At 63.1% G+C, this 13249-nt stretch carries 11 protein-coding genes and 1 pseudogene; 9 read left to right on the forward strand and 3 right to left on the reverse strand.

The annotated features are described in order from the left end of the window. Nucleotides 1-111: 111 nt before the first annotated feature. The 6 genes and pseudogenes from LGM89_RS26775 to LGM89_RS26800 all read left to right on the forward strand — a co-directional run. Entirely contained in the window at nucleotides 112-1611 is a 1500-nt protein-coding gene (locus LGM89_RS26775) for an FAD-dependent oxidoreductase (protein WP_413227481.1), read from the forward strand. A gap of 10 nt (nucleotides 1612-1621) precedes the next feature. Then, nucleotides 1622-2278, forward strand: a complete 657-nt coding sequence (locus tag LGM89_RS26780; protein ID WP_226274482.1) for a c-type cytochrome — start codon at nucleotides 1622-1624, stop codon at nucleotides 2276-2278. Nucleotides 2279-2311: 33 nt separating this feature from the next. Further along, nucleotides 2312-2989 (forward strand): hypothetical protein, encoded by a 678-nt coding sequence (locus LGM89_RS26785; protein WP_226274483.1) that lies wholly within the window; start codon nucleotides 2312-2314, stop codon nucleotides 2987-2989. 22 nt (nucleotides 2990-3011) lie between these two features. Beyond that, nucleotides 3012-3743 carry a hypothetical protein gene (locus LGM89_RS26790; RefSeq protein WP_226274484.1) on the forward strand — a complete coding sequence of 244 codons (732 nt, stop codon included), beginning with the start codon at nucleotides 3012-3014 and terminating at the stop codon, nucleotides 3741-3743. Nucleotides 3744-3779: 36 nt separating this feature from the next. Next, nucleotides 3780-4076 (forward strand): EthD family reductase, encoded by a 297-nt coding sequence (locus LGM89_RS26795; RefSeq protein ID WP_226274485.1) that lies wholly within the window; start codon nucleotides 3780-3782, stop codon nucleotides 4074-4076. Nucleotides 4077-4173: 97 nt separating this feature from the next. Next, a pseudogene (locus LGM89_RS26800) lies at nucleotides 4174-4691 on the forward strand (c-type cytochrome); the annotation flags it as partial. Between the two features lie 81 nt (nucleotides 4692-4772). On the opposite strand, the gene LGM89_RS26805 reads toward LGM89_RS26800, so the two are convergent. Both LGM89_RS26805 and LGM89_RS26810 read right to left on the reverse strand, forming a co-directional pair. Then, the gene (locus tag LGM89_RS26805) at nucleotides 4773-5015 is read right to left on the reverse strand and encodes a hypothetical protein (RefSeq protein WP_226274533.1); all 243 of its coding nucleotides are present in this window, start codon (nucleotides 5013-5015) and stop codon (nucleotides 4773-4775) included. 119 nt (nucleotides 5016-5134) lie between these two features. Then, nucleotides 5135-5665 (reverse strand): toxin, encoded by a 531-nt coding sequence (locus LGM89_RS26810; RefSeq protein ID WP_179254973.1) that lies wholly within the window; start codon nucleotides 5663-5665, stop codon nucleotides 5135-5137. Between the two features lie 675 nt (nucleotides 5666-6340). Here LGM89_RS26810 and LGM89_RS26815 point away from each other — a divergent pair. Beyond that, nucleotides 6341-8038, forward strand: coding sequence for a M4 family metallopeptidase (locus tag LGM89_RS26815; protein ID WP_226274486.1), 1698 nt, complete (start codon nucleotides 6341-6343; stop codon nucleotides 8036-8038). A gap of 205 nt (nucleotides 8039-8243) precedes the next feature. Here the strand turns inward: LGM89_RS26815 and LGM89_RS26820 are convergent, their stop codons facing one another. Continuing rightward, nucleotides 8244-8453, reverse strand: coding sequence for a hypothetical protein (locus LGM89_RS26820; protein ID WP_226274487.1), 210 nt, complete (start codon nucleotides 8451-8453; stop codon nucleotides 8244-8246). A 107-nt stretch (nucleotides 8454-8560) separates the two neighbouring features. On the opposite strand from LGM89_RS26820, the gene LGM89_RS26825 reads away from it, so the two are divergent. Both LGM89_RS26825 and LGM89_RS26830 read left to right on the forward strand, forming a co-directional pair. Next, a complete protein-coding gene (locus LGM89_RS26825; RefSeq protein ID WP_226274488.1) occupies nucleotides 8561-10660 on the forward strand; it encodes a putative bifunctional diguanylate cyclase/phosphodiesterase in 2100 nt (699 codons plus the stop codon). 53 nt (nucleotides 10661-10713) lie between these two features. Further along, nucleotides 10714-13044 carry a putative bifunctional diguanylate cyclase/phosphodiesterase gene (locus tag LGM89_RS26830; RefSeq protein ID WP_226274489.1) on the forward strand — a complete coding sequence of 777 codons (2331 nt, stop codon included), beginning with the start codon at nucleotides 10714-10716 and terminating at the stop codon, nucleotides 13042-13044. Nucleotides 13045-13249 lie beyond the last annotated feature (205 nt).

Consider the following 13249-nt stretch of genomic DNA (forward strand, 5'->3'; position numbering starts at 1 on the left):
GAAATCCTGATTCGTACACGCAACAGAGAAATGACCTCGCCTGTGCATTCGGTCGCGCACCAGGTCAAGGATCTCGTTGCTTCGATGTGAAGGCAAGGACCGTTTAATTAGATGAAGAACAGTGGCGGAATCACCATGAAAGAAGGGCCTTTCTCTGATCCCCCGGCCAATCTGCAGCGCAGGAAATGGCTCAAATATGCGAGCGCCTCGGCTGCCGTTGGCGGTATCGCTTTGAGTACAAGTGCAGGCGGTGCCATCGCTCAGGGCAATTCGGACGATGTGCTTGACGTTGTCATCGTGGGTGCCGGGCTTGCGGGATTGACCGCAGCTCGAGACCTCCGCAACGCAGGCTGCGAGTCTTTTCTGGTATTGGAAGCTCGCGACCGTGTCGGAGGACGCACGTTAAATTACAACATCGACGGAGGATATGTGTCCGAGGTCGGCGGGCAGTGGATCGGTCCAGGCCAGACCGCTGTTGCGGATATTGCACGTGAACTCGGAATAGGCACCTTCCCGACCTATTACGACGGAAAGACGGTCATTCTAGGCGGTGACGGTAGAGTCGCGGTCGATCTCAAAGGGACGGCCGGCACCGACGAAACGATCGCGGCCAAACTCAGCAAGCTGTCACGTGACGTTCCGTCCGGGGCTCCCTGGACATCGTCGAAGGTTGGCGAGATTGACCGGCTCTCTGTCGGGGATTGGCTCGCCAAGCAAAATATCAAGCCGGAAGATCAGGTCGGATGGAACGTCAGCATCATGCTTTCCGGTGGTGTGGCACCGGCCAAGATGGGGCTGTTGCATTTCCTTTCGATGATCAATTCGGCGGACTGCGACTACTTCCAGCTCGACAGCATCAAGCATAGCGCCCAGGAAACCCGGTTCATTGGCGGTTCGCAAATCCTCAGCACCAGGATGGCGCAGGAGCTGGGCGACAAGGTGCGCCTGTCGACTCCCGTTCGGCAGATTTCCGACTGGAACCGTGATGTCGTGACGCTGCAAACCAATCACGGCATGGTGCGGGCCCGACGCGTCATCATGGCGATCCATCCGGCTCTGTGCCATCAGGTGCAGTTCAATCCGCCCCTGCCGGAAAAGCGTGCCGCTCTGCAGCGCGCTTGGCCTGCCTATTCGCCTGCGCGGAAGACCGTGATGGTCTACCGTCGTCCGTTCTGGCGTGAAAAAGGCCTGAACGGCAGCATCTTTCAGGTAAACGGACCGATTCTCTGGGCCTACGACAACTCTCCGCCCGGAGGGGAGATCGGTGTCATCAATGCCTTCCTCAAGGGGGCGATGGTTCCATCGGAGCTAGATGCCGCGAAGGACATGCAGGTGCAACTCTATGCCCAGGCGTGGGGGCGGGAAGCGCTTTCGCCGATTGCCTATCACGATCAGGACTGGGGCAAAGCCGATCCGTGGACCATCACGTGTGTGTCCGCCATTCCGCCGGGCTTCTGGAGTACTCATGGTGAAGCGCTGCGTCCGCCGTGCGGCAATTTGATCTGGTCGGGAACGGAGACGGCGAATATTTGGGCCGGTTACATGGACGGGGCCGTGCGCTCCGGTCATCAAGGCGCCCTGCAGGCGCTGAATGGTCTGCGTCGGGCGTAGGAGAGCGACGATGAAGAAAACCATCCTGTTCGGCATTCCCGTCATTTTTGCCTTGTTGCTCGCGGTATTCGGTTCCGACCTCCTTGGCCTTTATCGACTGCAGAGCTTTATCACGGCGTCGGCAGAGGCTTCCGGTGCCGATGGCGGATCATGGCCCCACCTGACCGACGCCTGTGTTGCTTGCCATGGCGTCAATGGCAATTCTCTCAATCAAAGTTATCCGAGCCTTGCGGGTCAACCGGCGCGCTATCTGAAAACGCAGTTGCACAATTTTTCCAACGAGACCCGACGTAATCCGAACATGGGGCCTTTGGCGATGACGATGAGTGACAGCCAGATCAAGGGCCTTGCTGATTACTTTTCCAGAGCGACTCCGATGGAAAATCGTTACTTCGCGCCGCAGCAGCAGTTGCGTGAGCGAGGAAAGCATTTGGTGGACGAGGGTAATTGCGCTGCGTGCCACGGCGCGCAACTGATGGGACATGATCAATTCCCACGCCTCGCCGGCCAAGGATACGACTACATGCTGGCCCAATTCGACGAATTTGCTTCCGGCGCGCGCACTGAGCCTACCGGCATGATGAAGATCGTCGCGACACGCGCTTCTGCGGAGGACCGCAAGGCGATCGCCAGCTATCTGGCGAGCCTGGCACCGAAGAACAACTGATTCTTGATGCAAATATAAACAGGGAGATTTTTCATGGATATGAGATCACTGGTTCTTTGTCTTTCAAGCGCCATTCTGGCATCGAGCTCATTCTTCTATGGAAGTAAATTCATCCGGAAGAGAAATTATCTTCTCGGAATTGAGATGTGGGTTGTTGGAGTGTCGGCGACAAACGCCATTATTTTCTTTTCAACAGGGTCGGCCATTTCGTATGAAATTGCGCACTTCTTTGATTCGTTTTCAAGAGGGTTTGGCATACCGATCATTGCAGTTGCGGGCCTGATGACCATCACGCATGGATATAAGCCTTCCGCCCGCCAGGACGTACTGTTTTTCGTGTTGTCCACCGCTGGAACGTTCGTCTTGGTGACAGCCCACTTTGTCGAGGCGCTTTTGCCCTACTACTATGTGGTGATGTGGACCCTGCTGTCGATTTATCTCGCCTATATCATCAAGAGACTGATGAGTATCGGGGCAGTGGTGCAGGCATTTGCGGTACTGCTCGCGCTGATTTCATCTGGATCCATTGCGTGTATCTATGATTTTTACAAGATTCCGGGCGAAGAAACGAATGTCGTATTCAATTTTTTTGTACTTGCCTTGAACGCATGGGCTTACTTCATGCCCGCAATCTATTACGCGTATTGCGCTTTGGAGCGCAAGCAAAACGAGGGGATCGTGCTGAACCGTCCCGTTGCCTGCAGACATTGACATCGTCGCCCGGAGAAACGTGATGAATGCAACCTCACGCAATGTGACGCGCTTTACCGCCTGGAGCGCCATCCTTGGCGGCATCCTGGCTTACACGAACGTCGGGTTGTCGGCGATGGTGACCGGCTCGGACGCAGGCATGGTGCTTCACGGCGCAACGATGCTGGCACTGCCGCCCGAAACGCGCGATGTATTTCGCCTATCCATGCTGGCAGATGTGTTTGGCTTTTATCTTGCGGTACTGATCATCGGTGGATATTTCCTGTTCGTCTTTCGTGAGGAACTGGGCGCACTAGGGAACATGATTGCGTTTGCGATCGGGCTCTATGCGATGCTCGGAATCAGCGGAGCGGCTATCCAGTTGGCGGTCTATCACCCACTTGCACACCTTTATGCCGGTGGCGACGATGCGACGAGGGCCGCTGCAGCAGCCGCTTGGACGGCCATTGCAAATGGCACGCAAAACGGACTGTGGTGGTGCGAGGGCCCGCTCGTGCTCTTCTGGGCACCGATTGCTGCCAACCAGTTGAAGAAAACGGGATGGAAAGGCTCGATTCTGTTGAAGGTTGTCGGGTGGTTTTTTGGGTTGTTCTTCGTGTTTGGCTTCTTTCCGGATCTCGACGATTTCTCGAATGTTTGCGAGATGGTTATCGTGCTAGCGCTGCCGTTGTGGATGTTGCTGTTCGGGGGGCAGTTGCTGCGCCGGGCACGAATGTCACCGGCAAGTTTGCAGAGCGCCAGCGCAACTACTTAAGGCAATTCTCAACCTCATCTCAACACGGACTTGAATATGACTACCCTGATCGTGAGCTACGCGGCTGCTGAAGGCGCAACGTTTGACCGCGCGTATTACCTATCGAGTCACGCTTCGCTCGTCCACTCGGCATGGAGTGAGTTCGGTTTGCAATCGGCGGAGGTGCTGTTTCCAGCATCTGCTGCACAACCATTCGAATGCGTGACGATACTGCGGTTCGGTAATCAGGAGGGGATCAACATGGCCCTTTCCTCCGCACGAACGGCCGAGGTGATCGGCGATGTGAAGAACTTCACAAATATCACACCGACGATCTTCTGCGCGAACGATTGATCGGTTGCGTGGCCAACCATACTTGGCCATTTCCGCCCCAGCCGGCCACTGATCTCCGTGCTTTCCGTAGTTTGAAGCGGGCGCGCGCCAGCCGGAAGGCGCGCGCCGTCCGATCCAGGAGACCTGCTTCGTTTGCCACGGCCCACAGGGCCAGTCGCTCAACACGTGGTACCCGGCGCTGTCCGGCCAGCCGAAGGCCTATATCGCAGCCCAGTTGCACGCGATTGCCAATGACCAGCGGCCCAACCCGTACATGGGGCCGCTCGCGAAGGGCCTCACCGATGCGCAGATTGACGCATTCGCCACTTACTTCGCCCAGCAGACGCCAGCCCGAAACGAAAATGTTCCGGCCGATGCCGAGCTCGAAAAGCGTGGTCTGACGTTGGTCCAGGCGAGAAGTTGCCAGGCCTGTCACGGCGCGACGCTGAGGGGTAAAGACCGGGCGCCGCGTTTGGCAGGACAAGGGCAGGACTATCTCGCAAAGCAGCTTGCCGACTTCAAAACGGCGCACGCAAGGATCCCACGGGTGCCATGAATGGCCTTGCGGCGATGCTGTCCAGCGAAGACATTTCGATCGTGGCGCGCTACCTCGCCGGAATGCATCCCAGCCGATGATCAAACATGCACGTCCATCGGCTCGGCCTCCGATTCGTCAGTGGCCGTCAGGACCCGGTTCCGATCGGTGTGTTCTGCAAGTCAATCGGATATCGGGTCGCTAGTGGCAAAGTGTTCACGTGTGATGCGAGGCGTGATCGCTATCGTCGGATCCACTACACGGTTCATGTTCGAACGTTGAAAGCGCGGCGGTACGCCGGAACGAACGCGCAATTGCTGACGATCATTCAGACAGTGCTTGCATAGGTCCTTCACCGGCTCGTCCCGACTCTCGGCCTCGCGCGAGAAGCGGACGATCTGCTCGTCGGTAAATCGCTTCTTCATCGAGTCCTCCTCGTCCGTAAGATAAAAGAGAACTCACTTGCCGGTTGGCTACAAGAAACGTCTCAGGTCAGTGGGTTTGCCACCCTCGGGCCATTGACGCTTGATGCTTCGCGCAGTGCTCAACCGCCGGCGCGGGCCAGCCTGTCGATGACCGCGCGGGTGTGCGACGGCCGGGTGATTTCCGTCCAGTGCAGATGCGCGAAGGTCGGGTCGTCCCGCAGGGCGGCGAACTTGATGCGATTCCTGGCGAACGTGGTGTACGACCACAGCAGCACCGACTCCCGGGAGAACGCCATCCGCAGCGATTCGCGGTTGCCGTGCGAAAGCTCGGTGCGCATGAGCCCGCGGCTCAACGTGCGCCAGAGCACCCGGGAGAATACCGTTCGGCGTCCGAAGTTGAGCCAGACCACGTGCGTGGCTCTCGACCAGAGCACGTCGCGCACGGCGCTGTAGTTGCCGTCGGCGACCCAGCGGTTGCCGGCGGTCGCGGCCAGCACGGCGTTCTCGAACTGCGCCGGCGGCACGGCTGACCAGTCGGGGCCCCAGTAGAGTCGATCCAGCTCGATGTAAGGGCAGCCGGCTGCTGCCGCCAGCGCGCTGGAGAAAGTGGATTTCCCCGCTCCGCTGGTTCCAACGACGACGACGCGCATGGGTTTGACCGCGGTTGAATATTGAAGCCGCGTATTGTGCCTCATGCCCCGAAGCGGCGCTGCATCCTCGATCGGTTCGACGCCGCCGGCACACCGTTCCCCGATGGTTGCCCGTGCAACGGTCACGGTTTCCGAACAGCATGGCGACCGCCGTCAGCGATGCGCACGAACGCGCCGCTGAAGCGGAGGATTCGTAGAAAGCATTATCTCGTGCGTCGCTCGGCAGCCTTTAACTACGAATTCAAAGGCATCGCCGTCAAAATCGAGAATCGAAGGGCTGTCAAGCGTTTCATTGGCTCGCCGGCAATGGCAACAATCCAAATAAATATTTAATAAAGCAAGTAGTGTCCGCCGCTTTATCCCGGCTTCGCCTCATCCGTCCTCCCCGACGCGTGCCGAGCGCCGCCTCGCCAAGGCAGCACGAGCCTCTCCGACACATTCCCCCGATGCAACCTTGTCGATCCCGCTATCGCAGCCGACGAGACCATTTCAAATTTCTCACCAAACAATGACTCGATTAACGCCAATGACAGTAAAAAATAAACTGTCAGAAAATATCTTGTAATTATAAAAATGACCTTCTAGCATCCCTCTGCGGTTCGTGACATGTCTTACATCAAAGTCTGTACTTGATGCATTCCTCGAACATCACCCACTTATAACCCGGGGGATTACATGAAGAAACTGTCTCGTCTGCTGTCCATCTCCGCGATTACCGTCGCGAGTCTCAGTGCTTTTGCCCAGGCCGGCGACCCGTCGGCTACGGTCGACAAGGCACTGCAACTGATCCAGCAGAACCCGTCCGCCTTCAGTCTCGCAGCCGGCGGCGCAGCACGCACGTTGAAGTTCGCAGGGCCGCAGGCGAGCGCGCCGGCGGATGGCGATCAGTTCCAGGTGCGCGACGTGATCGTCGACCCCGACGGCACCGAGCACGTGCGTTTCGACCGCTTCTACGCGGGCCTGCCCGTGATCGGTGGCGACGTGGTCGTCCATTCGAGCAAGGGGCAGTTGAAGCAGGCGAGCGTGACCCAGCTCGCGCCGATCAATCTCGCCGGCACGATCGGCAAGGTGGGTGACCGCGCGGTCGTACGCAACGCACCCGACATCGGCGCTGCGCGGGTCAAGCGCATCGCAGCCGCGCGTTTCAACTCGGACGTGCGCCGCGTCGATGACGCGGAACTCGTCGTGTTCGCACGCGACGTCACGCCGACGCTGGCCTATGCGGTACGCGTCTACGGCAAGGCGACCGACGTGCATGGCGACGCGGTGCTGTACTACGTCGATGCGCGCACCGGCACCGTGCTCGACGCGCAGGACCTGATCAAGACGGCCGCCGCGACCGGCACCGGCCGCTCGCTGTACTACGGCAACCTGACGCTCACCACCGACCAGACGGGCACGAACGCGTACCGGATGCTCGATCCGAGCCGCGGCTCCGGCTCGGTCTACGACGGCCGCGGGCTGACCTCGGACGACGTCGAGCGGGCGACCGACCTGCCGATCTTCACGAGCAGCACGAACGTGTGGGGCAACAATACGACCACCGACCGGCAGACGGTCGCCGCCGACATCGACTATGGTCTCGCGCTGACTTGGGACTACTACAAGACGACGCACAACCGCAACGGCATCTTCAATGACGGCCGCGGCGTGAAGAGCTACGCGCACGTGGTGTTCAACACGGGCAGCGGCACGACCGGCGCGAATGCGGCATGGCTGGATTCGCACGTGATGGTGTATGGAGACGGCCAGCCCGGCACCAGCCTGCCGAAACCGGTCGTGTCGGTGGACGTCGCCGGACACGAGATGAGTCACGGCGTGACCGAGGCCACGGCCAACCTGAACTACTCGGGCGACGCGGGCGGCCTGAACGAGTCGACGTCCGACATTTTCGGCACGCTCGTGAAGTACTACGCCAACAACCCGAACGATCCCGGCAACTACGTGATCGGTGCGCGCGTGGTGAGCGGCGGCCTGCGCAAGATGTACAAGCAGGATCTCGACGGCCGGTCGTTCAGCTGTTACCCGTCCGGCGGATTCTCGTGGTCGAATCCGCGCCACGATCCGCATTTCACGTCGGGCGTCGGCAACCGCCTGTTCTACCTGCTCGCGGAAGGCCCGACGGTGCCGTCGACCGATACCGGCCTGACGAAGGCGCAGCTGGTCTGCAACGGCGACACGACCTTCAGCGGCGTGGGTCGCGAGAAGGCCGGGAAGATCTGGTACCGGACGCTGACCGTGTACCTGAACGCCAACTCCAGCTACCCGAACGCGCGTCGTGCGTCGATCCAGGCGGCGAACGACCTGTATGGCACGAACTCGGCCGAAAGCGCCGCGGTCGCTCGCGCGTGGAGTGCGGTCGGGGTGAATTGATCGTGCCCGTGTGAGTGCGTTGAACGCCCGGCGCGCGCGTGGTGGACCCTTTGCTTCGAAGAAGGGCGAACCGGTCGAAGCCGCGCGATGCCCGGGCGAATAGAGGCCAGCCGTTGATCGACCGCCTGCGATTGCAGGCGGTCGATTTCCAGCATCCGGTTTTCATTCCACCCGCCGCCTGTCGCGCGGATCTCGTCGCGGCGCGTCACCCGTCGCGCCGTTCGTCGGAACGCACGCGTTCCGTCCGGTCGATCACCGGTTCGCTGGCGTGCCATTTGAGCGCGATATTCTCGGGCGACGTCGCAGCCCGAACCTCCGCTACCCATCCCACCCCGTCTCGTTCCGGCACTTTTTTCCAAAAAATATCTGTCGTGCAATCGTTTGCGCCCGGCCGCGCGGCGTTCAGTTTATTCATCACGTGCCGATATCTGGTGGGCGCGCCTGATCGACGCGGCACGGCTCCCGCCGCGTCGATCGGGCATGGCATCGGCCCATGCGACGGATAGGGGAAGAAAGGTTTTGGTGACAGTTTTCGGGTGCATCGTTCATCGGCACAACCACTGGCTGGTGTTGCTTGCCGCACTGCTGTGCGGCGGCGGCTCGTGGGTCACCGCGCGCCTGTTCCAGCGCACGGTGAACACCTCCGGCACGCAGCGGCTCGGCTGGCAGGTGCTGACGGCCATTTCGGCCGGCGTGGCGATCTGGTGCACGCACTTCATCGCGATGCTCGGCTTCGACGCCGGCGCGCCCGTGCACTTCAACCTGCCGCTCACGCTCGTGTCGCTGCTCATCGCGGTCGTGGGCAGCACGATCGGCTTCGCGCTGACGACCTGTCGCATCGTCAAGGTCGCGCCCGCGCTCGGCGGCGCGATCGTCGGCGTGGCGATCGTGCTGATGCACTACACCGGCATGCTCGCGTGGCGGGTCGAGGGGATCGTGTCGTGGGACGTCGGCTACCTGATCGCGTCGGTGGTCCTGGCGATGACGCTCGCCGCACTCGCGCTGCACGTCGCGATGCGACCGTCGCCGCACGCCGTCAACCAGATGGCCGGCGTGCTGTCGCTCGCGATCCTCGCGTTGCATTTCACCGGAATGTCCGCGCTGCGCATCACGCCGCTGATGCTCGATGGCAACTGGACCGACATGAGCGAGCTGCGTCCGCTGGCGCTGGCGGTCGCGGGCACGTCGCTCGTGATCGTCTGCACGGGGCTCGTGAGCTACGTGATCGACAGCAACGTGCGGGCCGAATCGCTCGAACACCTGCGCCGGCTGGCGCTGAGCGACATGCTGACCGGGCTGCCCAACCGGGCCAGCTTCAACGAGCGGCTCGACCTCGAGATCGCGCTTGCGCAGGAACAACGCACGAAGCTCGCGCTGATCGGCATCGACCTGAACCGCTTCAAGGAAATCAACGACCTGCGCGGCCACCACGCCGGCGACGAGGTGCTGCGCATCCTCGCGCGCCGCATGGCGAACCTGCTGCGCGAAGGCGAATTCGTTGCCCGCATCGGCGGCGACGAATTCGCGGCGCTCTGCCGGATGGACGACGACACGCGCCTGATGGATCTGCTCGAACGGCTCGAGCCGGCACTCTACAAGCCGGTCAGGCTGGACGACTACGAGGTCGTGCCGGGCGCGAGCTTCGGCGTCGCCATCTACCCGGACGACGCCGCCACCAAGGCCATCCTCATCAACAACGCGGACCTCGCGATGTACCGCGCGAAGGGCAGCATCGCGCAATCGATCTGCTTCTACGAGCCGGCGATGGACCTGATCGTCCGCGCGCGCCGCAGCCTCGCCGCCGACCTGCGCCGCGCGGTGGCCGACAACCAGCTGAGCATCCACTACCAGGTGCAGACGTCGCTCGCGACCGGCGAGATCCGCGGCTACGAGGCGCTGCTGCGCTGGCAGCACGCGACGCTCGGCACGATTCCGCCCGCCGAATTCATTCCGCTCGCCGAGGAAAACGGCGTGATCCTGGACATCGGCGCCTGGGTGCTGCGCGAGGCCTGCGCGCGGGCGGCCACGTGGGAGCCGCCCTATGCGGTCGCGGTGAACGTATCGGCCGTGCAGTTCATGCACGCGGACCTGACGGCGCTCGTGGCGGACGTGCTCGAAGCCACCCGCCTGCCGGCGTCGCGCCTGCAGCTGGAGCTGACCGAATCGACGATCTTCGCCGGCCGCGAGCGCGCGCTGGACACGCTGCGGCAGATCAAGGCGCTGGGGGTGAGCATCGCGCTCGACGATTTCGGCACCGGCTATTCGTCGCTCGACACGCTGCGCTCGTTCCCGTTCGACCGCATCAAGCTCGACCAGTCGTTCGTCGCGGACGCGGAAGCGAAACCGCAGGATCGCGCGATCATCCGCGCCGTGCTCGCGCTCGGCAAGAGCCTGGGCATTCCGATCCTGGCCGAAGGCATCGAGACGCACGACCAGCTGGCGCTGCTGGCCGACGAAGGCTGCGACGAAGCACAGGGCTTCCTGCTCGGCAGGCCCGCCCCCCTCAACGAGATCGTCGGCAGCGGGCAGATTGCGCTGACCGGCGGCGACCGCGTCCGCACGGCGGTTCCTGCGTCCGAATCGGCCGTCGCGGCCGATCTCGACCCGGACCCGCGCGGGTAACCCTCGACGCCGGACACGGCCGCCCGCTCCCGGGTTGCCACCGGCAGGCTCACATGAAAATCCTCTACGCACGGATGGCAAGACTGGCAAGCCTCGCGGCGCCGGACCGGAACCCGGACCTGCTCGCGGCGCAATACCGGGTATTCGCCGGCCAGATCCCGGTGTCGTACCTGATCCTCATCTCGAGCACCTGGAGCCTCGCGGTCACGCACCTCGGCAGCACGCCGTGGTGGCTGTCGGTCGCGATGCCGGCCGCGATGACGCTCGCGGCGCTCGCGCGGCTGCTGCACTGGCACCGCACCCGGCTGCTGGCGCCGACGCCCGACACCGTGATGCGCGCGCTCACGGTCACGAACTGGCTGGTGATCCCGGTCGCGGTAACGTTCACCACCTGGGCGCTGCTGCTGTTCCCGTACGGCGATGCGTGGCAAAAGGCCCAGGTGGCGTTCTACATGGCGATCACGATGATCGGCTGCGTCTTCAGCCTGATGTACCTGCGGACGGCCGCGCTGAGCGTGGCCTTGATCGTCAACGTCGCGTTCATCGTGTTCTTCATCTCGACCGGCCAGCCGACGCTCGTCGCCACCGCGGTCAACATGGCCTTCGTGTCGGCGTCGCTGATCGCCGTCATCTCCGTCAACTACCGGAGCGTCCTGCGCACCGTCGACGCGCAGGACGAATCGCGTCTGCGCGAGCAGGCGCAGACGCGGCTGATGCGGATGATCGACGACATGCCGGTGGCCGTGATGACGGCCGACCCGGAGACGTTCCGCATCAACTACCTGAACGCGACGTCGCGCAACCTGCTGCGCTCGATCGAGCACCTGCTGCCGATCCGCGCGGACGACGCGCTCGGCGCGTCGATCGACTTCTTCCACCCGCATCCGCAGCACCAGCGCCGCCTGCTCGCCGATCCGGCGAACCTGCCGCATCGCGCCCGCATTCCGCTCGGGCCGGAAGTGCTCGACATCCAGGTCTCGGCCGTGCGCGACGCCCAGGGGCGCTACATCGGCCCGATGCTGTCGTGGTCGATCGTCACGCAGCAGGCCGAGGCGGAGGCGCGCATCCACCAGCTCGCGCATCACGATTCGCTTACCGGCCTGCCGAACCGCGCGACCTTCCTGGCCGAATTCGACGCGAGCCTGCGCCGCTCGGACAAGCTGCTCGCGCTGCTCTTCATCGACCTCGACGGTTTCAAGCTGATCAACGACGCGTGCGGGCATTCGGCGGGCGACGCGGTGCTGCGCCAGGTCGCGGAGCGCCTGCGCGGGCAGTGCCCCGAGCCCGGGATGATGCTGGGGCGCATCGGCGGCGACGAATTCGCGGTGCTGCTGCGCGACACCGACGCGGATCGCGCGATGGGCGCGGCCGCGCGGCTCGTCGACACGCTCGTCGCCCCCTATGCGCCGTCGCCCGACCGGCCGTTCCGCATTGGTGCATCGATCGGCTGCGTGCTGGCGCCGCATCACGGCAACGACGCCGGCGCGCTGCTGTCCCGCGCGGACATGGCGCTCTATGCGGCCAAGAAAGCCGGGAAGGGCACCTACCGGATGTTCTCGCCGGACATGGAGACGAGCGCGCAGGAGCGGGTCGCGCTCGAATCGAAGTTGCGCGTCGCGCTGGACGAGAACCAGGGGCTGTACGTGTTCTACCAGCCGATCGTCGATGTCCTCACCCGCCAGGTCACGGCGCGCGAGGCGCTGCTGCGCTGGCATCATCCGCGCGCCGGCTGGATTTCGCCGGGCTGCTTCATTCCGGTGGCCGAGCGCGGCGGCCTGATCGACCGGCTCGGCCGCTTCGTGCTCGAGCAGGCCTGCCGGGAGGCGGCGCGCTGGCCCGACGGTGCGCGCGTTGCCGTCAACGTGTCGGCGGGGCAACTCGGTCACGGCACGATCGCGCCGACCTTCGCGGCGGCGCTGGCCGGCGCGGGCCTCGCGCCCGACCGGCTGGAAATCGAGGTGACGGAAACCGCGCTGCTGCACGACGAGGGCAAGGCCATCGCGGACCTGCGCGCACTGCGCTCGATGGGCGTGCGCGTCGCCCTCGACGACTTCGGCACCGGCTTCTCGTCGCTCGCGCATCTGCGCGCGTTCCCGTTCGACAAGATCAAGATCGACGGCAGCTTCGTGCGCGATGCGGTCACGCGCCCGGACTGCGCGGCCGTCGTGCGCACGGTGGCCGATCTCGGCAAGCGCCTCGGCGTGACGACCGTCGCGGAAGGCGTCGAGACGGAGGAGCAGTTGGCGTGCATCACCGATGCCGGCTGCCGCGAGGTGCAGGGCTTCCTGATCGGCAAGCCCGCGCCGGGCGAGCAGGATGCGCCGGCCGTCCGCTGGATCGAGCGGGCCGCGCTGGCGGCCCAGGCCACATCCAGGCAGGCGTGAGCGGCGGCGGGACGGCCAAGGCCATCGCTTTGGCGAGCTGAAACAATTTGTTACATAGAGCCGATTTCTCCCCCCTTGAAGTCGGCGACGAGCACCTCTATTTCGCTTTCCGCCAGACAGTGGCACGGCTGCCCGGTAGCGACGCTTGCGTCGCCATGCCCGGCAGGCGGATTCCTTTTTCGAACCTTTAATCGCTCAGGAGATG

Source organism: Burkholderia sp. AU31624, assembly GCF_020420065.1.
Taxonomy (GTDB): Bacteria; Pseudomonadota; Gammaproteobacteria; order Burkholderiales; family Burkholderiaceae; genus Burkholderia.

Bases quoted from the DNA above. Each gene is read 5' to 3' on its own strand.
- LGM89_RS26780 (WP_226274482.1), top strand. From the start codon at position 1,622: ATGAAGAAAACCATCCTGTTCGGCATTCCCGTCATTTTTGCCTTGTTG.
- LGM89_RS26790 (WP_226274484.1), top strand. From the start codon at position 3,012: ATGAATGCAACCTCACGCAATGTGACGCGCTTTACCGCCTGGAGCGCC.
- LGM89_RS26775 (WP_413227481.1), top strand. From the start codon at position 112: ATGAAGAACAGTGGCGGAATCACCATGAAAGAAGGGCCTTTCTCTGAT.
- LGM89_RS26830 (WP_226274489.1), top strand. From the start codon at position 10,714: ATGAAAATCCTCTACGCACGGATGGCAAGACTGGCAAGCCTCGCGGCG.
- LGM89_RS26805 (WP_226274533.1), bottom strand. From the start codon at position 5,015: ATGAAGAAGCGATTTACCGACGAGCAGATCGTCCGCTTCTCGCGCGAG.
- LGM89_RS26785 (WP_226274483.1), top strand. From the start codon at position 2,312: ATGGATATGAGATCACTGGTTCTTTGTCTTTCAAGCGCCATTCTGGCA.
- LGM89_RS26810 (WP_179254973.1), bottom strand. From the start codon at position 5,665: ATGCGCGTCGTCGTCGTTGGAACCAGCGGAGCGGGGAAATCCACTTTC.
- LGM89_RS26820 (WP_226274487.1), bottom strand. From the start codon at position 8,453: ATGAATAAACTGAACGCCGCGCGGCCGGGCGCAAACGATTGCACGACA.
- LGM89_RS26795 (WP_226274485.1), top strand. From the start codon at position 3,780: ATGACTACCCTGATCGTGAGCTACGCGGCTGCTGAAGGCGCAACGTTT.
- LGM89_RS26815 (WP_226274486.1), top strand. From the start codon at position 6,341: ATGAAGAAACTGTCTCGTCTGCTGTCCATCTCCGCGATTACCGTCGCG.